Source organism: Mycobacterium sp. SMC-17 (genome assembly GCF_045310915.1).
Lineage (GTDB): Bacteria > Actinomycetota > Actinomycetes > Mycobacteriales > Mycobacteriaceae > Mycobacterium.
The window spans coordinates 1-23,744 of the sequence record NZ_JBJIAK010000070.1 but is presented as its reverse complement, the minus strand read 5'-3'; the positions used below and the strand labels follow the sequence as shown (position 1 = coordinate 23,744).

Genomic DNA, 23,744 nt, shown 5'->3' with positions numbered 1-23,744 from the left:
TCTCCGGGTCGTACTTGCTCGGCATGACATGCACCTTCCCAAGGAAGGAGGTGCGCATCAAACGCGGGATGGTTCAGAGCCCCCAAACCCCACCCAGCTTGAGATTCCACAAATCAAGCGCCGCCGTGACCACGCATTCTCAAGAGATGAACGTCCGTAACAGTGTTGACACTCGGCACGGCAGGTCTCGCTCCGTGGGATCAGCCTCATCGTCGCCCGCGTCTAACCGCCCGACCACCAAAACGCCGCTGACTGCCAGTTTCCAGATCTGAATCCACCTACGCCGGCAACAACGACGCCACGACCCCGCACAGGTGCTCGATCTCCGCCGTTGACGGCTGCAGCTCGAATGCGTGCACATGACAGGCGACACTGAGCCGATTCCACGCAGTTGCCGCGCAATCAGCGCTCTCTTGAGTATCTAAGGCTCGCAACACAACCAGCTTGCTTCGCGCACTTGCCCCTCGGACATCTGCATTGAGCGCGGCACACCGAAGTTCAATGATCTGTTCCAACGCCTGGCGGGCGAGAAAAGCGGCCATGCGTGACGACAAGCCGTCTGCACGAGAAGTGGTCATGATCCGCTGAGCATGGCCGAGCAGTTCGAGCGCGCTCACTGCACCGCCAGCAGGTCATTGACCGTGCGCTCCAAATCGCGGATGTCGGCTTTCGAGATCAACACCTTCTGGCCGTGCGCAGCCGCATTGCCGATCCTCAGGCTGGTGTTGCGCCATGATTTCGCGTTGAGCCAGTTGGAAACATCCGCTGTCGCGTCACCAACCACTGCCAGCGCCAGCTGTTTGCGCGTTCCCTTCACCGCTTGCCACCGATCTTCGGTCCCAACACGCGATGCGCCGGCAAGCAGTTGCTTGGCGAAGAAGGCCTGCCGGGCAGCTTCTTCCAGGGCCATCCGGAAAAGACTCGGCGCGACACGGCATTTCACTTCATCCGGCAGGCGTTCGTCCTGGACCATTGCGAAAGCGTCGCTTATCAGGCGGCGAGCCGGGTCAACGTTCGGACGCACCGCTACCTTCGACCTAGCCTCGCGAATAACCTCCACGAGGCGGGCATTCACCCCGGTCTGCCGAACCACCGACGCGAGCCGATCGTCATGAGAAAACACAATCACCTGGTGGGTGCGCGCGATCTCCGTGAGGATGCGGACGAAGCCATCGATCTTGGCTGGATCCATCGCCTGAATCGGGTCATCGAGCACGACGAAGCGGAACGGGCTCTTCACCGACGTCGCCCGCGGCAAGAACAATGCCAGCGCAACAGCGTTCTGCTCGCCCTGGCTCATCACCGACAACGCTTGCGTTGCTTGGCCGTCGACCGAACCGCCCAGCACAGCTTTACGTTTGGTCGCGGTGCCCGCCAAGGTGATCTCGCCTAAATCGACGTTGCTTTCCTGGCGCAGCTGCGCCCAAATCTCACGAGCTCGCGCGGCAATGGGTTTCAGCCGCAGATTACGGAACTCGGTACCGTTGTCAGTGACCCATTTCTTCGCAGCCGTCAACGCCTTGACGACAGCATCGGACTCGCGTGCCTGCTGTTCGTTGGGAACCCATGCAGCGACCTGCGCAGCGAGCGGAGCCCAGGCGTCCTCACGGCTCGATAATGCAGCTGATGCTTCAACCCGCAGCGCCTCAGCCGCACTGACGGTATCAATACACGTCGACTCCAGATGGTCGGCGAGTTCCACGTCACCACCAGGCACATCGACGGCCTTCCCGACCGCAGCGTTGTAGGTCTCCAACCCAGGCAGCTCGACGCCCGGGACTGCATTGACCGGCACGAAGCGACTGGTCAAACCGACGGCAGCTAAGCGCGCCGCTTTGAGTTCACCTGTCGCAGCTCGGTATTCAGCGAGCGCCGACCCAGCCTCTGCCACAGCGGTACGTGTCCGCTCGGCCCAGTTCGCGTCCAGCCGACCACCACCACAGACGGGACAATCAGCGTCACCGGCGTGCTCATGGAAATCGAGCGCTGACTGCAGCACACTTACACGCTTGTCGACCAAGGCTGCAGCCTCCACCGCGGTGCGCTGCGCGCCGGCCACCGCGGACCGCAATCGTGAAGCCGACGACTCGATCTCATCGAGGCTCGGCGCCGACAGTTCGGCCACTGCGCGAAGTGCCGGAACCACATTCAGCTCTGCATTATTCGAGCCGGTAACGACGGCGACAATCTCGTCCAGTGCCGGAGGCCGCTTCTTCAGTAGCTTCACCACGGCTTCCGCGCGTTCATCAGCAGCCGCACCCAACTCCGTCACCAGCTGCCTCCGCTCGGCGTCGGCCGTGTCGCGGGCCTCTTTGGCGACCTTGAGATCTGCGGCAATGCGCTTCTCGACCGCGGTAAGTACTTCCAGCCCCAGCAGTTTGGCCAATGCGTCGTAGAGGACAGACGGCCCGCCATCGAATAGCCTGCCAAGTTCTTCGTACGACAGCACCGGCCGGTACAGCTCCAGGGAATGAGTCCACCCCAGGTCGTCGATACCGTCCGTGCGCTGGCCGTCCGCCTGCGTCCACAGCGAGCGGCCAGTCAGGTCAGCGTCGGGCAACCAGTCCACGCCGACTGTGACGGGACCGCTGCCTTCGCGCGCAAAGTCCACCCGCACCGCACACGGATTGGGCCTGTGCAGGTTGCGCCACGACTCCGACCACAGCGACTGCCGCTCTCGCCATCGGTAGCTAGTCCCCGTCAGCGCCAGTTCGAGCGCTTCGGCGAAACTCGATTTGCCGGAGCCGTTGCGCCCACTGACAACCGTCAGGCCTGGAGCCGGGTGCAGTTCGAGCTTGGCCGTTGACCCAATGCCGCGAAAACCGGACACGTTGATGCCGGTGAGAAACGTTGGCGACCAATCGGTGTCGGCACTTTCATCGCCCCGATCATCAATCTCAGCGAGCACATCGAGCACCGCGGTCCTGGCTGCGTCATCCAGCTTGTCGTCGTCGGCCAGCAGCCGAACGATGACGTCCTGGACCGATTCCTCGATACCTGTCTGACTATTCAATGATTTCCCCCGACCTTGCTTGGACTATGTCTCTCGGACAGCTCTGGCAGTTGAGTCAGCGTCTCTGCAACGAACCACTTGCACGTTCCTGCGTCACCGCGTGCGGTTGTTGCTCCCGGAGTAGCTACGTACCGACGCGAGTTTCTCCCGATGGAGGAAGGGCAGTGCCCATGTGCGCTGTACCAACACTTGTTGAGCGACTTGCGGGGTCGCCGAGACTTGCCTGGACACAACCGTTCCGAACTCGCGTCATAAGACAACCGGCGTAAGGACACTTCCATCGTGTCACGTGATCCCTGTACGCGAGCGACTCGGTGGTCTCAAGTCCAGTTGTGCTACTTGCTTTTCCGCCGCTCCACGTTGTCGCAATAGCTCCAACATGTCCTCCTGCCGCGGCTGGCCCAACATCATCCGATAGAGCGTTAGAGAGTCGCGCAAGCGCTCGTACTGGGCGTCCTCCCGGCTCAGGGGAAAATGAACGAGCAGCCGCTCCACCCGTGCGTTGCCCGGATACAGCCACCAAGGTGCGAACTCGCCCAAGTCTTCTCGGTCATTCGCCGCCTCGAACGCGTATTGCCATGGATTGCCTGAACCCTGTGCAGCCGCCAACGCTGCGCGCCCGTGTGCCGCCGCGACGTTCTTGCGAACTGCGTGGCCGCCGAATCGGTTCACGCGGCCCTCCCGCTGCTCGAAATCGACTGGGTTGGAAGGCAAGTTCCAATGCACGACGGAATGGCTCCACCAGTGAAAGTCGATGCCCTCCTGACCGACGCTCGTCGACGCAAGGACGAAGGGCCAGAACGGACTATTGAAGGCATTACGGACTTCCGGAGCCCGGACGCTTTCAGCATCTTTCGCCGCTCCGCCATACCTCAGCGCAAACCTTACGGTCAGTGGGATCCTGCTAAACCCGCCATCCGTCGTGTGCGCCGTGTAGCGCGACGTACGCAGTGTTAGTGCGTCAATCGCTCGATCGGCGATTTGCGACAAAGCGGCAGCATCAATTCGCGAGCCACCAAGTTCGAGCTTCAACTGGAAGCAGTACTCGTCGAGCACCGACTGCAGATTCCCATCCGCGCAGTACTGAAGTACCGACCTCCAGTACGGCTGCCTTCTGCCGTATAGCTGGTCCAGCAGGTACATCACATCCATGCGGTTGAAGAGTGTTCGGATACCGTTAGCAAGTCGAGCAGCCGACTGCCACAGGGCTATTCGCAGTTCTTGATCGAGATCGCTACAGACGCGCTCTAGTGCCCGGTAAGCAATATTGCCCGGGCCGTGCAATGCCAGGAGCGGCAGTTCGTCATTCCAACGCGACTCGGCGCGTTGATCGAGAGCGAGCTTCGTATGAGCCCTAATGGCGTGACCCGATTCTGCGATCTGGGGATCGACGGCGGTGCTGCTGCCCGCGGTTAGCCAGGACGCGGCGACATCCAACCGCCGCTGGGCACCCGCCGGCCAATTACCCGGCCACGAGAAGAATGCCTCCCAAACCTGATCGGCAGGATTGTGGTGTGTGCGGTCGGCGTCGGGTCTCATACGCTGCTCAACCAGATCTCGGGCAGCGCCTGCCGGCAGCAACCTGCCGTTATCGGATGAAAGAGTGAGCGGATCACCGATTTTCGCTAGTTCGGGGTGCGGCCAGAACAACGCCAGCGTCGACATGCTGGCAGGCCTTCCGTCGCGGACCGCGTAGTCGAATCGCGTAGATACCGCCCGCCGCGCCTCAGCCGAGTTCTCGGTGAGGTCAGACTCGGCAACCATGCGCCGCTCGGCCTCGTAGCTCAACAGACTGGCGATTGATGTGGGCACTCCCGACCAGGCCGAAAAGATCAATCGCTTGGTGACTGATCCATCCGAGAATTCGGCGAACACTCCGCCTGGCACTAGGTAGGGCATTGAAGCCGGGACCCAGAGCAGTTTCCACCACTCTTTCTCGATGGTCTCGCCCGCGAAGGCCCGCAGTCGCGCATTCGCATAGCCGATCGCCTCATACCGCTTGACGGCGTGGGAATCGATGGAGCGAAGTCGGCCAATTGAAGTGGTCAACTCTGTTGTCGCGGTTCCCTTCTCGAGCGCTGCTCGAGCGCGCTCGCCCGGCCGGTAGCCCTCCATGAAGTTGCCGAAGTACGGAATTGACTTCCAGTAGTCCAAACTCACTGGCGACTCGACTGCGCGCGCAAACGCTTGCAGAGCTGCGTAGTCACGCAGATCGTCTGGCGTCGGCACCTGGCTCACTTCACGCCGGACGAGCAGATCACGGCCTTCCTCGAGCCGAGGTCGTTCTGAACGGCTCATGTACGGCAAGAGCGCTGTGCGTAGCGCTGCAGCCTCGGTCGAGCCATCCTCGCCAGAGACGACAGCCTGGCGGTACTGGCGAAATCCGGCCCGGATCTGCTCGAGCGCCTCGAAATCCTCTCCGGTAAGGAAACTAAGTGTCGTCATGAAGTCGCGGTAGTGATCGTCATCGCTGTCGCCCGCTGCCGTCGTAAATGGCTTGTACGGCGTGGCGGAGAGCAGCAGCACCTTGGCATCGCGATAGTTGAACAAGTGGTGGGCAAGTTCGCTCGCAGGGCTGTCGCTGCTGGGGTCGATAAGATGCCGAAAGCGTTGGAACTCATCTAGAATCACCAGGTCCGGTTCCAACGATTCAACGCTTGCTTGCGCAAGTACACCGCGAAGTGCGGACGTAATTTTCGCAACCTCCTGTTTCATGTCTAGCGGGAGGGTGTCGAGTCGTTCAAGGCGTGTACGCGCCGCGCAAAATTTATCGAGAAGTCCACTGCTGGCGGTAAGCTCACGAAACTTGTGTTGAATTACCGGATCAGGACCTTCGCCGAGCCTGTCACGCATCCGCGCAATGCCTGCTTCGAAGTCCGTCAGTTTCCTGACGTGGCCTTGGAAAAACAGGGCCGACGCGCGTTCTGCATCAGTTCCTGAGGCCTCCGTCCCGTTCAGAAGGACGTGCAGCAGCTGACGTTCCTCTTGAGATCCGGTTTGCCAACCCATCTCGAATGACGTTCCCGGAGTGAAGGAGACGAGGTTGACCTTCTTACCTCCCAGCGTCGAGCCTGCGGACAACGTCGAGCTATCAAGCGCCAGCAGCGTGAGCCGGCTAGTGATACCAATGTGCGGATCGCCAGTGACGTTGAGCCGGCGCAGATTCTGTTTGGCGAGATCGGTGCTCGAACAGATGTAGACCACGTCGATGCGGTCGACATGTGCCGCAGTCTGAAGCTTGGCGATGGAGGCTGCAACGACGCCACGCGCAACAATGCTCTTGCCGAGGCCTGTCTCATCCGCAACAAGGAATCGTCCGCTGTTAGCGTCCGGACCATACAGTCGATCAACAACGTGCTGTACGGCATCGCGCTGGAAGCCCTTCAGCGACGCCAAGATCCGCTCAACGTCGTCAGACTGCATCAGCTTCAGTCTCCTCTCGACCGCTGGCTACCCAGACGGCTTCCCACAATTCGTCGAAGCCGTCTGGAAGTACCGAGGGCGTGCCAGGTGGGCGCCGCTGCTCCGCTGCGCGGACATGTGCGACGATCTTCTGCACATCGCTCAGCCCATCGTGTTCGGCACCGATCGCGCGCACTAAGGTCTCGAACAGACCGCCGCCGTCTTCGGTCCAGCCCTCAGCCATGGAGCCCAGTGCGTCAAATCGCAGAGAGCCCTCTCCTCCGTCGAGTGCAAGCAGCAGCGCGAGGAGTCGCATGAACGCTGAGCGGTCAGTGAGTTGACGTGCGATCACGGCGTCTTGCCGGCCCGGGATGTCTCCTTCAAGGAAAGCCGCCACAACAGTCGACGCTGTTACGCCCCGTGTATCAGTTACCCGGAGGACAACGAACGGAGTGATGTCAGTGAGTGTTAGCCGTTCGAAAATGGCAGGCATTCCAGGAATCTCGGCCGCGTTCGCAGGACGAGTGAGCAGCGATGCCCGCGCTTGCGCACCTTCTGGCACGGCGAACGTCCCGTCGGCTGTCAGCTGAATGCGATATTGCGGCGCATCTGCATCACTTTCCGACGGTCGGTCCGCTTCAACCCGAGCGAAGTACCGGCGTAAGGCCAACGCCCGGAGCGCTTGTTCAAGAGCGTGATCGGCCAGCTCGTCCGCTGGCACCTCCTCGCCGCCCGAGGGCTGATATGGAAGCGTGAGTGCGCGCAGCCCGGCGCTCTCCCCGACTAGCGCGGCAACTCCGAGCTTCGGACGTGGGCCTTCGAACTCGACCAGCAATTCAACGTTTCCACCAAATGCAGCTTCAGTAGCATTCGGAGATCCGACGAGGAGGTGTGATCCCGATTGCCTGTCAAGGACGTATGCCTTCGCGTGCAATCCAATCAAGAATTCGGGCGCAACGGAACCTACGCCGGATGCCGCGTGGTCGCCATCACAGTCGTCAGTAGTAACGTCGTCGTTCGCCGCGTCGTCGAGAACGAGAGCGTTTATCCGGCCGAGCGTCTCGGGCTCAAGACGGTCGAGTTGTTCCCGACGCGACAGCACTACTGTCGGTTCCTGCGTCGATGGCACAACCCGTTTGATGCCCTCGTCGCTCAGGAATGGCGAGATGACTCCGTGCCGGATCCCGGAGAACAGTTCCCCAAGTGGGGTTGAAGCAATGCCGGGGACCCCGAGCGGGTGGAACCGAAGCCACCGCACATCCGTCGGCAGTTCCCACTCGACTGTTGATATCGCGTCCGCGAGCGCGCCAATCTTGGCGATTCGATCGGCGGGCAGCGGTTGGACGGCCATCGTCGGCAAGGCACGCACCAATGCGGCAAGGGCTGTACTGTGCTCCACGAGTCCGTTCGTGGCGAGACCGTCAAGGCGGACGACTAGATCCCAACTTCGATCGTTGGTGAGATTTCGACTCGCGCACAGCACCCGGTAGCTCCGTGCCTGGCCACTGCTGTACTCAAGCACCCAAACCTTTGGATGAAAGAGCATGCCTTGGCGGGGCGCTGACACAGGGTGGATCACCGGTTCGAGCAAGGCGAATAGGTCAGAACCAACACGCGGCTCTGAAACCTGGCCTGCCTGCGCGAAGACATCAAACTTGTCCGCGGCACGCCGCACAGCATCAAGGATCGCGATCGGATCACGGCTCTCCCCAACCCGGTGAGCGGCAAAGGCCAGCGGAATCGCCAACGCGGCAGTCAGATCGAGGGTGAAAGTCGTTGCCACACAATGTTCGAGTTGAAATCCGCTCGGTGGGCGGAGCTGTTCGGTCAGAGCTGCCCGAGTATCAGGCTCAAACATCGGAATTCTCCAGCCCATTGTGAATATCGTGGATCACCGGGCGAAGCTGGGTCCACCGGTACACGAGCTGGCTACTACCGGACGCTCCAAGCCACGCCTGGAGCAGGCGCTTGTTCTCAAGTCGCGCCTGCGTCCGTTTGTGTTCACGCTCGCGGTTGCGAATGAACCGGCGAACTTCGTCGTTGGCGGCGAGCGACGCGAGATCAACACTTCCCAATATGTCGAGCCAATCGTCGATAAATCGCCGGGCCCGCCTGTTCACTCCAGGATTCTGTGTATGTACTCGGCGCCAGAACTCGTCACGGTTCCAAGATCGGACGTCGTCCGCTAAATTCGGCTGGGCCGCCCAATCATCGAGTCGCTGGCGATAAACCTCTGTTTGATTCTCCACGCGGTTGTACCCCTCACCCTCGTAGGCTTCCGCCAGGAGCAAGTTGTAGACCAGCGACGCACTGTTCATCAGGATTGAGAATCGACGCGCGTCTTCGAGGATGTTCCCAGGTTCACCCTCGGCCGCCCTCAGCACCGAATCTTTCCATGGAACAGCGCTATTGGTATCCGGACGGTGCTGAAGCGCGTACTCAAGCATCGTGCCAGGAGAGCTAGCCATCATGAGGTCGCGAAGCCAGGAAGCCTCGCTCTGCGGCATGGAGAAGCCGCCAGCTACCTCTGCGGGGAAGCCAGCGGGAACCGGAGGCAACGTGGCGTGAAAGGCACCGCCGTGCCAGCGCTGGACTGGCTCGTCGTGGTAATCGCTCGTAGCGACGCGGCTGCTCTGAGCGCGCTCGACTTCGGCTGCGATCGCGTCACTTCTATTCGTTGTCGCGGCGTTGAGAACTCCGTGGACACGTAGGCCACCCCAGTACAGAGCTGACGGAAGAGTCTTCAGCGCCGGCCCCACATTGGCACCAATCACGCCGTCTTTCTCACCTGCGTCGACAAGGCCCCGGATGAGCCGCCGCTCGTTGCGATCGGCAAGTTCAGTCGATCTATCAACGCCGCCGCGTGCTTCGGCCGCCGCGCGGTAGCACCACGGGATGAAGAGGAAATACCGGGCGCGGGTAAACAGCGTTGACGTTCCCGGCCAGAGCATATCGCTCAGCGCGTCTCTGACCTGACCGATGCCGAGCTCATCACGGCTCTCTCGTTCGCTGAAGAGATTGACGATCTCACGCATGCGCCGTTGATCTTCGCTCGAAGCGTCAAGCCAAGCGATGAGAGCGGCCATAGCCAGCTACCCCTTCAAATCAGGTTGCACAGGATTTTCTTGTAGTTCGAGGACAGTCGGGTGCGTCGAGCGGATGTGAACCTCAGGGAACTTCGCAACTAGTGAACACACGAATGCCGACCGCTTCACATTCAGATCGTTGAGTAGCTCTCGCTGGCTCAATTCACCCCTGCCCTGCAACCGTTCCCATGCCGCAGCGATCATCCAGGCAGGTACCAGCTGGGGCCCCGATTCGAGTCTCAGCGAGCGCTCGGTTTCCACCCAGACGCCTGCACGAGTGACGTCGATGATCCTGTTGAGCTTCTTAGTGCTCAAGGTCAGGATCACGGTGCCGGCTTGCACGACATCCGTCACGATGTCGAACAGCTCGTCGTCAAATTCCTTGGCGGTCAATTAACTTCGCCCTCACGGAGCAATATGCCAATCGTTGTCACTCGGAGTCCGGAGCTCAGGCATCCGACTCGCTAGGGTCAGCGCTATCAACCAGTGCCATCGCCTCGCTTAGAACTGCTCGGACGTTGTCCGTAAGCCGCTTGAGCCCCAGTACGTCGAGCACCGCCCGGAAGAGCTCGTCGTCAGTCAGCCCATCGATGTCCGCGAACTCACCCAGATGAACGGCGAGCTCAGCAGGAGGCACCAGATTCAGCGCACGTGGACCCAATTGCCGCACAACCACCGAGTCCTGCCCAGGAGTTCGGAACGTGCGGGGTTTCACCCCGGCTTGTTTCAGCGGGTTATCCGCGACGATGAGCCCGCGGCGGACTGCCAGTTCAATCGCCTGGTTCAAGACGCGGGCAATTTCCTTGCCAATACGCTGTCCCCCATAGGCGATCCGATAGGCATCGTGCAACCGATGACCCAGCACCGGCCCTTCGACTTCAACAATCCGAACGACATTCGCCACGATTGTGTTCAGCTGGCTGCCCGCGACAGGCGGCAGTGAATCAGAGAACGCAACGTAAGGCGCTAGTCCGCTCGCGGCAGGCTGAGAGAACTCCGCTGACTCTTCACCCACGGGAAGCGGCGTTGGCCCGCCAAATTCGGCAAAGTCTGCCGGCGACCCACCGCCAGTTGAGGTGTCCGCTGGGCCGTCATCCAGCAGGCCTGGCTCGTCAGGAGCACGGTGTCGGGTGTGGTCCGAAGCAACAACCTCTGGCGCCAATCGTTGGAGCAGTTCCGTCACGTGCACGGGTTCTTCCGTGTCGTCGACATCGTCATCCATCGACCAGGTTTGGGCCGGATCAGTACTATCGCCACCTGCCGCACTGTCCTGTGGTTCATGAGGCGCATCGTCAGCACCCACAGCTTCCACATCGCCGTCAGTCAGATCAGAAGAAGACTCCTCGCCATCATCGTCAAAGGTCGGGTCAATCCAATCCGCAGTGTGGATTTCCATCTGGTCCAGGACATCCCACAACTTCTGCAGCGTGCCCGGCATGTCCGCGTAGAACTGCGACTCCCTGACGCGGAAGAACGTCCATCCGCAGCGTTCGAGTTCTCGCTGGCGGGCAAGGTCAGCCTCATACTGATCGGGTCCGTGCCAGAAGTCGCCGTCGCATTCGACAGCCAGGCGCGTCTTCGATCCCGTGACGACCATGTCGATCCGATATCCCATGGCCTCGTACTGCGGGACGACGGTGTAACCACGGTCGACTAGTCGATTGAAGACTCGCTGTTCAAACAACGAATCGAACGGCGAAACCTGGACGTCTTCCGGTACTGCCGTCGCTACGACGCCATCCACTTCGTTGTTCAATCGATTGACAACGCCGTAGCAATAATCAAGGAGCTGAAAGCGCATATCTTCGGCGTTGCTCAATGCCTCGCGTGGCATCGAGTGGTAGACCCACATTTGGTCCTTAGCACGAGACGCCGCCACGTTGAAGCGCTGGACGTACATCGACTGAGTCAACGGCATGAGCCGCTTGTCAGGATCGACACCTTTGACCATGGACAGGAACATGACGTCGCGCTCAGAACCTTGGAAATCAGAAGCATCGCCGCACCGAATCTGGCGCGCTGCCATCTCTTCTGGCGCGACCGCATCCAGCAACTTGCGCTCAATCAGGCGTGCTTGCTCCTTACCTAGGAGCGAAACGACGCCAAACGTCGCGCCGTCATACTGTGGCTCTACCAAGCACTTTCGAATCTGGTCCACAATCGCCTGCGCTTCAACCTCATTGGTCTTGCTGCCGGACTCGTACCCATCCGAGAGATAGACAACCTTGATTGGCTGGAGGCGTTCAGCACCGAACTGGCGCACCGGAACCAGCCGAATTCCCTCTGGCTCATACGCAACGCGGTTAGAGAAGCCAATGATCTCGGGCACGCACCGCCGATGCTCAGTGAGCGTGATTCTTCCGCCGAAGCGCATATTGGCTTCGTCGAAGTAGCTTCGCTGCGGGTTCACCCACGATTCCTTGTACGGATCGTCGTGGATAAACATGTTCGCGAGATCGCGCAATTGTTGCTGATCGACACCGACCGCAGAAGGCGAAACCTGCTTGTCATCACCGATGACCACCATCTTGGGCGCCAAGTACTGCAAGAAGGACGCTTCCAAACCGGCCTGCGAGGCCTCGTCCACAATGACGACGTCATACAGATTGGGCTCGATGCGAACCTGCTCCGCGATTCGGTACAGCGGCATGATCCACACCGGCACTGACGGCCGGCAGCGGTCCATCGCATCGGCGATCGCAGCGCGCTGCTGCATCGCGTACTTGCCGGTTCCCTTGCCCAGCTTGGTGACGAGCTGGGCGTACTGCGTCAGATTCGCACGCGCGCCGGGCGTGATGCGATCTGGCGACACGGCATGTCCCCACGCTCGTTCGGCCGCAAGCAGTTCGACTTCTTGTCGGATCCGCTGCTCCACGTCGTTGAGGCGAATCTTCAGAGCATTCGGGTCCTCTGTGTCCTGCGCAAGGATCCAACGCCGAGTCATCTCCCAGCGCCACGCGTCTTCGTAGGAGTTCAGCCGCGAGTCCCATATCTCCGCGGCAGGGTCTGCCGCAATTGCGTTCGCCAGTTCCGGCGCAGATTGCCGCAACTCGGCGCCGATGCGTTCGCGATCTGCGACTGACCGCGCGACTGCATGCAGGTGTTCCAATCGCCGGTAGGCCGCGGCATAGCCTTCAATGTCTCGTTCGCGTACCGCGGTCACCAACTGCGTTGCGATCGCAGGCGAGTTCGGCAGCTGCGCCTGGGTCCGGAGGTACCCTTGGAGCCCGTCGATTGGCGCCTTGGCGGCATCGGCTTCATCGGCCGCGGTAACGGCCTCGACCAAGGACGCGTAGCGGCGAATCTCATCCAACTGGTTCCAGTCTGGAACTGGAATATTGTTGCGCTGAAACCACTCTCGTTCGATCTCAACTTGCTGGCCCAACGCCAGCACCTTGTCGAGCTGCTCTACCTCAGTGAGGTGCCACTGCACCTTCTCTGACAGCGTGTCCTCATCCGGGACCACCACGTTGGAGGGCCACGCCTGGTCCAGCGCGGTCACCGTGCGCGTCGCATCGACCCATGCGATGAAGGTCGACAGTTGTTCCGTTGAGACTGCCGGAAGGTCGTTAACTTTGACCGACGTGAAGAACGGTGCGGCAAGTTTGACGGTCTTCGACGTGAACGCCCCGATTTTGGGTTGCCCGTCAAGCTGCACTTTGATGGATGCACCGGAATCCAGATGCGCCATAAGCGATTTCGCGATCTGCTGCTGAGTCCCCAGATCACCATCGCTCACCGTGACCGATGTAGTGACACCGATCTTTCCAATCAACTCAGTAGCACGCTGTGCCAGTTCCTTGACTTGCGTGGACCGTGCCACCCAGGTCTGCTGCCGCCCGCTTCTCACATCGCGAAGCGCTTCGTTTATCCATGCCTCGCCGCGGCGCTCAAGATTAGCCGCGCGACTCGCAAGGTCCGAAACTCGCTGCCGCAGCTCGCCTCTCAGTTCAGGATTGAGCGACTGAACGAAACCGAATGAGCGATCAGTCAACAGATCGCCATAGCTGTCGCGCCGAGCTGAGGCCAGCTTGTCGGCATCATCGGACTGCGCGAACACATTGGGCGACATCAGCACCGTCAGGTCCGGCAGGAGCCGCGTTGCTTCCTGTTCATTCGCCGCTACGTCAGCGCTCATCAACAGACTTCGCCATCGCTGGATGTCGGCTGTGGTGACGCAATTTCCACGGCTGTCCGGATCGACTGAAAACTCACGGATCCACGTGTACGTGTCTTCATTCAGCAGATTCTGGTGAGCAATCGCGGCCAGAGTGCCTTCAGCAGGGCCATCGGATCGGCGCTCAACCTCCTGTCGACGCAGGACCAGCAGTCGGTTCCTAGTGTCGGCCCGCTGCCGGCGCAGATCGTCAATCTTGGCGGTGTGCCGTGCGAGTGACCGCTGTGATTCGGTGACCTCGAACTCATCAGCACGCCGGGAAATGGTGTCCACCGCAGTTCTGAGATCCGCCATGTCTGAACGGGATTGTCCGACAACCGCGACGGCGAGCGATTGGATCTCGCGCGGCAGTTTCTCCCGAACCTCTTTCAGCGCGCGATCGGTTTGCGCAGTGATCAGCACTCGCTTGCCTTGCGCCAGCAGGTGCGAGACGAGTGCCGCTGCCGTGTGGGTCTTACCTGTGCCGGGAGGGCCTTGAACGATGGTTTGCGCTGTGCTGTCGACCCTATCGATGATCCGCCGCTGCGCTTCGTTGACGGGCAGTGGAAGGAACTCCTCGTCGTCGACAGTGACCACCGCACCTTCACGGGGTGCTGACGTCGACTCGGGTTGACGGTTGGGGTCAATCAGCGGCAGCACACCCGCCGGAACTTCACCGGCGCTTTTGATTTGCGCCACGATCTGCTCGTAGATCTTGACCATTCCGCGGTTCGTCCGACGACGGAGAATAATCGCCGGCGCGAATGCCCCGCGTGGCTCGGTGCCCTGTGGCGCCGCGACGCCATCCTCGTCGTACTGCGCGGCGGGATCGAGGACGTTTATGACCCGTCGACAGATGGCACCGATGGCCGGCTGGTCGAGGAGATGACCTTCGTAGACCGCCGCTGCGTGCTTGGCGTCCTCAACCTTGTTGTGGCTGGGGAATACTGCCGGATCGAGCATGTCTAGCTCGACCGTGACGGCCTCTTGCGCCTGGAGTTGCCGGACCGTGAGCTGCCCGGAGCTCTGGTCAAAGTCGATACCGATCGGCGCGGTGGCGACGTGGCGCCGGACCTGCTCGTGAGCCTCGGGCCGCCACGACAGACAGCCAATTCCCGCAACGAGTTCGAACTCCTCGCTGTGATCGGTCGCCTTCAGGTGAATAGCGAAGAGTCCCTTGTAGACGTCTCGCGCGACGACGTCACGCAGTTCCTGCTCAGACCAGAGGCGCCAATCCGCCATCCAGGTCTCAAACGCCTCGGAAACTTCGGGGCAATCAGCTAACTCAACGCGATGCCGTTCCGGAGCAGGCTCTTCGTCTTCGTCTTCGTCTTCGTCTTCGTCTTCGCCTTCGATCTCGACCACGGGTGCGTCGACATAGATCGCTTCGCGTAGAGAGGGCTCGTGCCCGGCCTTGCCGAGGTCTCCGTCGACCCAGTCGATCAGCTCGGCTGGGAGTTTCGGTGGGTCAATCTTCGGCACCCGGTTCGCAACGAGCAACGGCGCATCGCTTGTCAGTGCCGCAATACGGTGTGCTGACTGAATTGCGCTGTGGTCAGGTAGATCACCAAACCAAACGACTTCCTCGTACTTGTCGACGACGCGTACCGGCCGTTCCAACAGCCCCTGCGACTTACCCAGGAAGGTGAACAGATCGACTGCTCGGCGGACCAACCGCTCATTTTCGGCATCATGCACGGCAGTCATGTTCTGCCCCCTCTCCCCCACGCTGACAGAGCACCGTTCGGATGCTAGCCGTCCGGAACGTCAATTTCTGACGATTATGGCCCACCGGCCCAGCAACCCAGCAAAGGCCTCGCATTGAGTGCATCGGGACATCGCCTTCCAAGCTGCGGGTGGCCAGGTCGCCTGGCGCTAGCGCTTTTGCGCGAGCCGGTCAGAATGACAGATGGCACCGACAGACTTGCAGTTCCTGGTGATGCGACGACGTGCTGGCCGCGGTTGCTGTCGCCCAGCCATGATCTACTCGGACCGTGGACGAACCTCTGGCGTCAGGAATCTACGAAACACTTCACTCGCGGCGCGTGTCCAACGCGATCGAACGCAGCCACCTGCAGCCGGAGTACCGCAAGATTCTGCTGGAGGACGAACCACACATCTTCGCCCGACATGTCGCAAGCGCTGTCGAACGGCACCTGACAGGCATCCGCGATTCCGACTCACGGTTCGCCGCCGTCAATTCATTTCTGTCCGTTCTGCAGGACGCTGACGGCGACGATCTTGTGAGACCCGACCTACTCGCATCCCTTCGGCTTACAGGCCAAGAAGCGCCCCGGCGTCCAGCGACACCGCTGTCGGACGTCGCGCTGCTGACCAACACACGCGACGAGCCGAATATGGCGAGCGAGATCGCCCGTGAACTCTCGAGCGCCGACCGGGTCGACCTGCTATGCGCGTTCATCCGTTTTGCAGGGATCTCCGTCATTAGCCGAGAACTCGAACGGCTCCGTGCCCGAGGGGTACCCCTGCGCGTCGTGACGACGACGTACCGAGGCGCCACGGAGCGGCGCGCCATCGACGACCTTGTGAACAAGTACGGCGCCGACGTGCGCATCCGCTACGAGACAGCGTCGACGCGCTTGCACGCCAAGGCGTGGCTGTTCCGGCGCGACTCTGGCTTCGACACCGGTTACGTTGGCAGTTCCAACCTTTCGCGGTCAGCCATAGTTGACGGCCTTGAATGGAACGTCCGCATTTCGAGCGTTTCAACGCCGGCCCTTACCCGCAAATTCGAGGCAACATTCGACACTTACTGGGGTGACGGCGCGTTCAAGCCCTACGACCCGACCACCGATGCTGCTCTCCTCGACCGTGCACTAGCCGAGGCAGGCGGTTCAGGCGCGGCAAGGGAAACAATCACGGTCTCCGGTCTTGAGGTACGCCCATACCCGCACCAGGAGCGAATCCTCGAAGCACTCAATGTGGTGCGCATCGTCCACGGTCGACATCGCAACCTGGTAGTCGCCGCGACAGGCACCGGCAAGACCGTCATCGCAGCGCTTGACTACAAGGACCTATGCACCAGGGCGAACAAGAGGTTGCGGTTGCTGTTCGTGGCGCACCGCAAGGAGATCCTTGAGCAGTCACTGAGGAAGTACCGAGAAGTCTTGGGCGACGGTAATTTTGGTGAACTCTACGTCGACGGCCGACGGCCCACAGATTGGCTTCATGTGTTCGCGAGCGTCCAATCGCTTGCCGGCGCCGAAGGTATCCGCTCGGTCCATCCCGAAGATTTCGACGTCGTAGTCATCGACGAGTTCCACCATGCCGCGGCCGCGACATACCGTTCACTACTCGAGCGCGTGGGTCCCAGCCAAGAACTCCTGGGGTTGACCGCGACGCCAGAGCGATCCGACGGCGCAGATATTCTCGGATGGTTTGGTGGCCGCGCCACCTACGAACTCCGTCTTTGGGACGCGCTTGAGCAAGATTTGCTGTGCCCCTTCCACTATTACGGAATCGCCGACAACACCGATCTCCGCAACCTCACCTGGTCCAGGGGCGACTATCGAGTCAGCGACCTGGAGCGCTTGTACACGAGTGAAGATGGTCGAACACGACTCGTACTCAACGCGATTCGAGACCGCGTCGCGGACCCACACCGAATGCGCGCGCTCGGGTTCTGTGTCTCGATCGCGCACGCGAACTACATGGCACGTGCGTTCACCGAACAAGGGATCGCCGCAACGGCCATCGACGCCAACACTGGCGGTACGGCTCGCGCCCAAGCGTTTGCAAACCTCCGGAATGGCACTATTCAGTGCCTGTTCGCCGTCGATATCTTCAACGAGGGCATTGACATTCCCGACGTCGACACCCTGCTGATGCTGCGACCGACCCAAAGCGCCACTGTGTTTCTCCAGCAGTTGGGGCGCGGCCTACGTCGCAGTTCCGGCAAATCCGTCCTGACCGTTCTCGACTTCATCGGACACCAACGCGCCGAATTCAATTTTGCGCCACGCTTTTCCGCGTTGACGGGTGGCAGCGGCAAGGTCCTCGTTGACGAAATCGAAGGCGGATTTCCTTTTCTGCCTGGCGGTAGTCGGCTCGTTCTGGACCGGCAGTCACAGGAGATTGTGGTCGAATCCATCCGCCGGCAGCTACCGAGTAACAGGCGCAAGGCGCTCGTCGCGGACATCCGGGCTGTCGGCAAACCCGTCCTCGCCGCATACCTCGCCCACACGCGCGGCGAGCTGTCCGACATCTACGCAGGCAGCGGAACGCGAGCTTGGACCCCGTTGGTTCGTGACGCCGGCTTGTCGGCCCCGCAAGCTGGCGCCGACGAGGAACCTCTACTGAAGCGGATTAGGTCGCTCGCGCACGTCGATGACATTGAACGCATTGCCGCATACCGACTACTCGTTGCACCGAACTGCCCTCCGTACGAAAGACTCTCAACGAGACAGCAGGCATTTGCACGCATGCTGTTCTTCACGATCTGGTCCGACCTCGGCGGGTTCGAATCCTACAACGCGGGGCTTCGTCATCTTCGCAATCACCCCGCGGTGTGCGCCGAAATCGGCCAGCTCCTCGACATCGCCACTGACAACATCGCGCATGTTCCGGCGGCAGTCGACGTGCTGACGGACGACTGCCCGCTCTTCAGCCACGCTCATTACCGGCGCGAAGAAGTCCTTGCGGCAATTGGTTTCGCAACCATGGAGCGCAAGCCACGCGGACAAGCGGGCGGAGCACTGGCTAGCGGCGACACTGAAGCACTGTTCGTCAACCTTCACAAGGACGCCGGCCAGTTCAGCCCGACCACCATGTACCGCGACTACCCCATCTCCCGCGATCTGTTCCACTGGGAGTCGCCCAACTCCACTACGACAGACAGCGAACGTGGCCGCCGCTACCTCGAGCAGCGCACCAATGATGTCGATGTCTTGCTCTTCGTCCGCGATCGTCCGAACGGCCTATACGGGTCAGAACCTTTCATCTTTCTAGGCCCCGTCGACTACGTGGACCACCGAGGTGAGCGGCCCATCTCAATCACCTGGAAACTTCACCGCGCGATGCCCGCGGATGTGTTCGCGAGTGGTTCTGTGGTGGCAACGTAGGCGCGGAAGACACCGCAGGCCATGTCGCCTCGTTTACCCTTCGCTGAGGCACACTTGGGTCGTGGTCTCGTCATTTGGATGGTTGGACACTGACAATGAGCAACGCCGGAAGATGTTTGGTTATGAGCACCAATCTCGACGTCGTTCGTTCGCGAAAGTTGGCGTCGGTGCGAAATGTGCGTGATTGATTGTTCGTGAATGCTGGCGTCAGGCCCGGGAGTGACGTGACATCGCCGTTGGTGACTGGGGCCGGCGAGCTCGGGTCGGCCGGGTGCTCGATGTCGGCTCGGGGTGTGGACTTACCGAGTCCTGGCGGCCTCGATGACGTCGGCGCCGCTGACCGCGCCGCCGGCTTGGTCGATGGCGTTTTTCATGGCGGCGAGGTTGGCGCGGATGTCGAGGTTGGCGGCGATGCGCTCGGTCACGTCCCGGAGGTAACCGGGGGTTGGCGAGGCGATCCGCGCTCCGAGTCCGAGTTGGTCGATGCGGCCGGCGTTGACGGATTGTTCGCGGACTTGAGGAACGGCAACGGTGGGCACCTGGTGGTAGAGCGCTTCCATGACTGAGCCCATCCCGGCGTGGGTGATGAACGCCGCCACGTGGCGCAGCACCGCGAGTTGGGGGACCTGGCGGTGGACTTCGACGTTAGGTGGGAGCGTGCCCAGTTCGGCGGGGTCGATGTGGTTGCCGAGGGCTATCACGACGTGAAAAGCGCTGTCGGCGAACACGTCTGCGCACGTGGCGAAGAAGTCTGGTCGGTTGTTGAACGCGGTGCCCAGAGACACCAACAGCACCGGTGCGTCACTGGGCGGGGGCTGCCAGGGCGGTGTGCGGCGGGCGCGGTGTGGCACCGATGGGCCGATGAAGTGAAAGCTGTCGTCGAAGGTGTCAGCGGCGATCTGAAACTCCCGCGGCACGAACACCAGCGACGGTGACGCGGGTGTGCTGTCGATGTCGTGCCCGTTGGGGACGGGCTGGCCGTAGGAGGTGAACCAGTCGGTGAGTTCGCCGAAGTAGCGCCCCATGCCCGGATGGTTCGGGGTGAATCCGTCGATCAGCTCGGCCGGGGTGAACGCGGTGTTGGTGGCCAGCGTCGGGACCAGCGAGACGATCGGCGCCTCGAAGATGCCAGCGAGCAGTTCGCCGAGGGGAACGCTGTCGGCGCACACGACGTCGGGAGGGTCGGCGGCGAGCACGTCGAGCAGGTGCGGGGTGAGGGTGCGGGCCGCGGCCAGGAACGCGCGCAGGTCGGCGCTGAGTGTTTCGGCGGTGAACCCGGTGGCGGCCAGTGCGGTGGTGTCGGGTTCCCATCCCAGATCGACGACCGACGCTCCGGTCAGGTGGAGTTCGGATGTCAGTGATGGCCCGCTGATGTAGGTGACACGGTGTCCGCGGTCGACGAGGTTCTCGACCAGCGGCAGCGTCGGATACACATGCCCGGGTGTCGGCGGAGTGGTGAACAGAACATGCATCGCAGGGCAACCATTTCCGATAGATTTACCTAGACACATCTAGTTACATTACATGACTAAGGATGATGCGATGACCGGTGTGAGCGCGACCCGGACCGATCTGGCGGGCCTGGTCGGCCAGATTGTCCGGCTAGCGGGTCCAATCAACGCGCTGATGGCCCGAGAACTTATGTTGCCGCTCAACGATTTAGCGGCATTGCATCACCTGGTGGGACTGCCGCCGGCGGGGCCGGCTGAGCTGGGCCGGCGGCTGGGAATGTCCTCGGCGTCGGCCACCGTCCTGGCGGATCGGCTCGAACGCGCCGGTTACGTCCGCCGGCGACGGGACCCCTCGGATCGCCGCAGAATCGTCCTGGAGGTCACCGACGCCACCGCCTCCCGGTCGCAGGCCGCGATCGGCCCGCTGGTGGAAGCGCTCACCGCAATCTCCGACAGCCTCGACGCGTCCGCCCAGCAGGAGGTCAGCACCTACCTGACCCGGGTGATCACCGCGATGGCCAATTTCGCCGGCGCTGATGTCTCCGAACGCCCGAGTTGAGTTGTACGCGGCGATCCGCCGCGACGCCCGCGCGGGCGTATCCAGTCGCGAGATTCAGCGCAAACACGGTGTCGGATGGCGCACGGTGCAGGCAGCAATAGCATCGGCGTGGCCGCCGCAGCGCGCCGCCTACCCGGCCAGAGTGTCGAAACTCGATGCGTTTAAACCATTGATTGACGACATCCTGCGCGCCGACCTCGACGCACCACGCAAGCAACGCCACACCGTCACAAGGATTTTCGACCGGCTGCGCACCGAGCACGGTATGGATGATGTGTCCTACCCGGTGGTGCGGGCTTACGTGGCCAGGCGACGGCCGGAGATCAGTATCGAATGCGGTCGCGGCTCGCCCGGGGTGTTCGTCCCGCAGACGCACCTGCCCGGCCGGGAAGCCGAAGTGGATTTCGGCGAGATCGGTGTGCGGCTGCGCGGCCAACTCGTCACCTGCCACCTGTTCTCGCTGCGAATGTCGTACTCAGGCAAGGCTGTTCACCGGGCGTCGGCAACCGGCGGGCAGGAAGCATTCTTCGAGGGCCATGTGCACGCCTTCGGAGTTCTCGGCGGGGTGCCCGCCGGCAAGGTTCGCTACGACAACCTCAAAGCCGCTGTGGCCCAAGTGATCGGGTTCTCCCGTCAACGTGTCGAAACGGACCGCTGGGTGGCGTTTCGCTCGCACTTTGACCTCGACGCGTTCTATTGCCAGCCCGGAATCACTGGGGCTCACGAGAAAGGCGGTGTGGAAGGCGACATCGGATGGTTCCGCCGCAATCACCTCGTGCCCGTGCCAGAGGTCGCATCGCTGCGCGAACTCAACGAGCTCATCAACGATTACGACCGGGCCGACGATGATCGCCGGATCGGGCACCGCGCCCATACCGTCGCCGAATCGTTCAGCGCTGAACGCCAACTCCTCAAACCCCTACCGGTCGAGCCGTTCGAGACCGGGCTGTGGCTCGCACCGCGGGTGGACCGCTACGCTCAGATCACCGTCCGCACCAATCGGTACTCCGTGCCGTCGCGGCTCATCGGCCGCCAAGTCAGGGTGCTGCTCAACGCCTCCGATCTGACCGTCTACGACGGCCGGACGCTCGTGACCACCCACGAACGAATGCTGACCAAAGGCGGCGCCTGCCTGGACCTGGACCACTACCTGGAGGCGTTCGTCCGCAAGCCCGGTGCCTTCCCCGGGGCGACCGCGCTGGAACAAGCCCGCACTGCTGGCATCTTCACCGCCGCCCATGACGCGTGGTGGGCAGCGGCCTGCAAGGCCCACGGTGACACCGAAGGCACCCGCGCGCTCATCGAAGTCCTTCTGCTGCACCGCCATACCGAACACTGCCACGTCGTTGCCGGTATTACCGCAGCCCTACACGCTGGGGCATTGACCGCCGACGCCGTCGCACTCGAATCCAGAAAGGCCGCCGACGCCGCCCAAGGGGTCACCGCTGTCGTCGAGCAACCGCCCCCTGACGTGACGTCGGTGGCGTCGCTGACCCAGCGCCGCTTGACCCATCTGCCAGTCGACACGCGGCCACCGCCGTCAGTCACCGCCTATGACCAGCTTCTCCGGCGCAACACCCCGTAGGACCATCAACGAAAGGCCTTCACCGATGAACGCACCCGCACGCCGCGGATTGACCGAACAAGCCGCCGATGCCGCCATCGACCAGGCCTGCCGCATGCTCCGGCTACCCACGATCCGACAGCATTTCCCCGAGACCGCCGACACCGCCGCCCGCCAGCAACAGTCCTACCGGGCCTTCCTGGCTGAGCTGCTGCTCACCGAATGCGACGACCGCGCCCGTCGCCGCTCCGAGCGCCGCATCCGAGCTGCGGCGTTCCCTCGTGAAAAGTCGCTTCGCACTTTCGATTACGCGGCCAACCCGAATGTCGACCCCGCCGTGATCAACACCCTGGCCACCTGCGACTGGGTTCGCAAAGGCCAGCCCCTCTGCCTCATCGGTGATTCCGGCACCGGCAAGTCGCACCTGCTCATCGCCTTGGGGACCGAGGCGGCCATGGCCGGCTTCCGGGTCAAATACACCCTGGCCGCCAAACTCGTCAACGAACTCGTCGAAGCCGCCGACGAGATGACGCTGACCAAGACGATCGCCCGCTACGGCCGCGTTGACCTCCTCTGCATTGACGAACTTGGCTACATGGCCCTGGACAAGCGCGGCGCCGAGCTGCTCTTCCAGGTACTCACCGAACGCGAGGAAAAAGCCTCCGTGGGCATCGCCAGCAACGAGGCGTTCAGCGGCTGGACCAAGACCTTCACCGACCCCCGGCTCTGCGCCGCCATCGTCGATCGCCTCACCTTCGGCGGCAACATCCTCGAAACCGGCACCGATTCCTACCGGCTCGCCCACACCCTGCGCAACCGCGACAACACCGACAAGTGACGTCAACATTCACGAACACAACAAGGCGGTAGGCGACCACGGTGACGTCAGAATTCACGAACAACCGACGTCAGGATTGACGACCAAAGCCAGATGTTCGAAGTCGTAGATCTATTTAAGGAAGAGGGCACCGTCGATGAGCTGCGCGTCGGCTCGATAAGGGACGCAACTGCCAACGTGTTCTTCCCCCGCACGTCCGCGCTGCACACGCGGCTGCGATACACCCTGTTCATTCCGTGGCTGATGAAGAGCCGACGCCGACAAACGCGACAGACAGATGCGGGAATTACCTATCACGAATCTCACTCCACGGAGCGGCTTAAAGCCAAGCGACAGCAGTTTGGGAGTCGACGCAAGCGGGTGCAAGCGTCTGCCAGAACCGAGATGGCTGCTTGCTATAGAAGACCCCAGTTGTCGCAGCCGGCACATTCCGAGCGCACATCACTACGGCACCGTGCCGAGCACGCGAAACCATCACCGAGAGAATCCGTGCCTCCTCCTTAACTGCAGCATCTGTCGGGTCTGCTGCACGAATAGGTGACATCTGAGTTGGCTTGCCCAGCATGGGCGGGCTGGAAGGATGTCCCCATGGCA

General features: G+C 61.8%; 13 protein-coding genes. 5 read left to right on the top strand and 8 right to left on the bottom strand.

Features of this window, described 5'->3' with window-relative positions; translation table 11 throughout:
- Window positions 1-278 precede the first annotated feature (278 nt).
- From ACJH7A_RS27910 to ACJH7A_RS27880, 7 genes are all read right to left on the bottom strand, one after another.
- Window positions 279-617, bottom strand: coding sequence for a hypothetical protein (locus tag ACJH7A_RS27910; protein ID WP_406803087.1), 339 nt, complete (start codon window positions 615-617; stop codon window positions 279-281).
- Window positions 614-3,013 (bottom strand): AAA family ATPase, encoded by a 2,400-nt coding sequence (locus ACJH7A_RS27905; protein ID WP_406803086.1) that lies wholly within the window; start codon window positions 3,011-3,013, stop codon window positions 614-616. Before ACJH7A_RS27905 ends, ACJH7A_RS27910 begins: the two co-directional genes overlap by 4 nt.
- Window positions 3,014-3,298: 285 nt before the next feature.
- Window positions 3,299-6,436: a DEAD/DEAH box helicase gene (locus ACJH7A_RS27900; protein WP_406803085.1), complete on the bottom strand. Its 3,138-nt coding sequence runs from the start codon at window positions 6,434-6,436 to the stop codon at window positions 3,299-3,301.
- Window positions 6,426-8,273, bottom strand: coding sequence for a phospholipase D family protein (locus ACJH7A_RS27895; RefSeq protein WP_406803084.1), 1,848 nt, complete (start codon window positions 8,271-8,273; stop codon window positions 6,426-6,428). The genes ACJH7A_RS27900 and ACJH7A_RS27895 overlap by 11 nt, the downstream gene beginning before the upstream one ends.
- Window positions 8,266-9,501 carry a DUF6361 family protein gene (locus ACJH7A_RS27890; RefSeq protein ID WP_406803083.1) on the bottom strand — a complete coding sequence of 412 codons (1,236 nt, stop codon included), beginning with the start codon at window positions 9,499-9,501 and terminating at the stop codon, window positions 8,266-8,268. The genes ACJH7A_RS27895 and ACJH7A_RS27890 overlap by 8 nt, the downstream gene beginning before the upstream one ends.
- A 6-nt stretch (window positions 9,502-9,507) precedes the next feature.
- Window positions 9,508-9,894 carry a hypothetical protein gene (locus tag ACJH7A_RS27885; RefSeq protein ID WP_406803082.1) on the bottom strand — a complete coding sequence of 129 codons (387 nt, stop codon included), beginning with the start codon at window positions 9,892-9,894 and terminating at the stop codon, window positions 9,508-9,510.
- 55 nt (window positions 9,895-9,949) lie between these two features.
- The gene (locus ACJH7A_RS27880) at window positions 9,950-15,364 is read right to left on the bottom strand and encodes an AAA domain-containing protein (RefSeq protein WP_406803081.1); all 5,415 of its coding nucleotides are present in this window, start codon (window positions 15,362-15,364) and stop codon (window positions 9,950-9,952) included.
- 287 nt (window positions 15,365-15,651) lie between these two features.
- Here ACJH7A_RS27880 and ACJH7A_RS27875 point away from each other — a divergent pair, with 287 nt between their 5' ends.
- Window positions 15,652-18,738: a DUF3427 domain-containing protein gene (locus tag ACJH7A_RS27875; protein WP_406803080.1), complete on the top strand. Its 3,087-nt coding sequence runs from the start codon at window positions 15,652-15,654 to the stop codon at window positions 18,736-18,738.
- Window positions 18,739-19,037: 299 nt separating this feature from the next.
- Here ACJH7A_RS27875 and ACJH7A_RS27870 read toward each other — a convergent pair whose 3' ends face one another.
- Window positions 19,038-20,210, bottom strand: coding sequence for a macrolide family glycosyltransferase (locus ACJH7A_RS27870; protein ID WP_166428154.1), 1,173 nt, complete (start codon window positions 20,208-20,210; stop codon window positions 19,038-19,040).
- Window positions 20,211-20,280: 70 nt separating this feature from the next.
- On the opposite strand from ACJH7A_RS27870, the gene ACJH7A_RS27865 reads away from it, so the two are divergent.
- The 4 genes from ACJH7A_RS27865 (at window position 20,281) to ACJH7A_RS27850 (ending at window position 23,654) form a co-directional block, all read left to right on the top strand.
- Window positions 20,281-20,748 carry a MarR family transcriptional regulator gene (locus tag ACJH7A_RS27865; protein ID WP_166428153.1) on the top strand — a complete coding sequence of 156 codons (468 nt, stop codon included), beginning with the start codon at window positions 20,281-20,283 and terminating at the stop codon, window positions 20,746-20,748.
- Window positions 20,726-22,333: an IS21 family transposase gene (gene istA / locus ACJH7A_RS27860; protein WP_406803079.1), complete on the top strand. Its 1,608-nt coding sequence runs from the start codon at window positions 20,726-20,728 to the stop codon at window positions 22,331-22,333. The genes ACJH7A_RS27865 and istA overlap by 23 nt, the downstream gene beginning before the upstream one ends.
- Window positions 22,334-22,358: 25 nt before the next feature.
- Entirely contained in the window at window positions 22,359-23,150 is a 792-nt protein-coding gene (gene istB, locus ACJH7A_RS27855) for an IS21-like element helper ATPase IstB (protein WP_406803078.1), read from the top strand.
- Window positions 23,151-23,243: 93 nt separating this feature from the next.
- Window positions 23,244-23,654, top strand: coding sequence for a DUF6361 family protein (locus ACJH7A_RS27850; protein ID WP_406803077.1), 411 nt, complete (start codon window positions 23,244-23,246; stop codon window positions 23,652-23,654).
- The last annotated feature ends 90 nt before the right edge of the window (window positions 23,655-23,744 follow it).

Excerpts from the sequence above, each read along its gene's own strand:
- ACJH7A_RS27900 (WP_406803085.1), bottom strand. The coding sequence starts at position 6,436 with ATGCAGTCTGACGACGTTGAGCGGATCTTGGCGTCGCTGAAGGGCTTC.
- ACJH7A_RS27895 (WP_406803084.1), bottom strand. The coding sequence starts at position 8,273 with ATGTTTGAGCCTGATACTCGGGCAGCTCTGACCGAACAGCTCCGCCCA.
- ACJH7A_RS27890 (WP_406803083.1), bottom strand. The coding sequence starts at position 9,501 with ATGGCCGCTCTCATCGCTTGGCTTGACGCTTCGAGCGAAGATCAACGG.
- ACJH7A_RS27880 (WP_406803081.1), bottom strand. The coding sequence starts at position 15,364 with ATGACTGCCGTGCATGATGCCGAAAATGAGCGGTTGGTCCGCCGAGCA.
- ACJH7A_RS27870 (WP_166428154.1), bottom strand. The coding sequence starts at position 20,210 with ATGCATGTTCTGTTCACCACTCCGCCGACACCCGGGCATGTGTATCCG.
- ACJH7A_RS27865 (WP_166428153.1), top strand. The coding sequence starts at position 20,281 with ATGACCGGTGTGAGCGCGACCCGGACCGATCTGGCGGGCCTGGTCGGC.
- istA (WP_406803079.1), top strand. The coding sequence starts at position 20,726 with ATGTCTCCGAACGCCCGAGTTGAGTTGTACGCGGCGATCCGCCGCGAC.
- istB (WP_406803078.1), top strand. The coding sequence starts at position 22,359 with ATGAACGCACCCGCACGCCGCGGATTGACCGAACAAGCCGCCGATGCC.
- ACJH7A_RS27850 (WP_406803077.1), top strand. The coding sequence starts at position 23,244 with ATGTTCGAAGTCGTAGATCTATTTAAGGAAGAGGGCACCGTCGATGAG.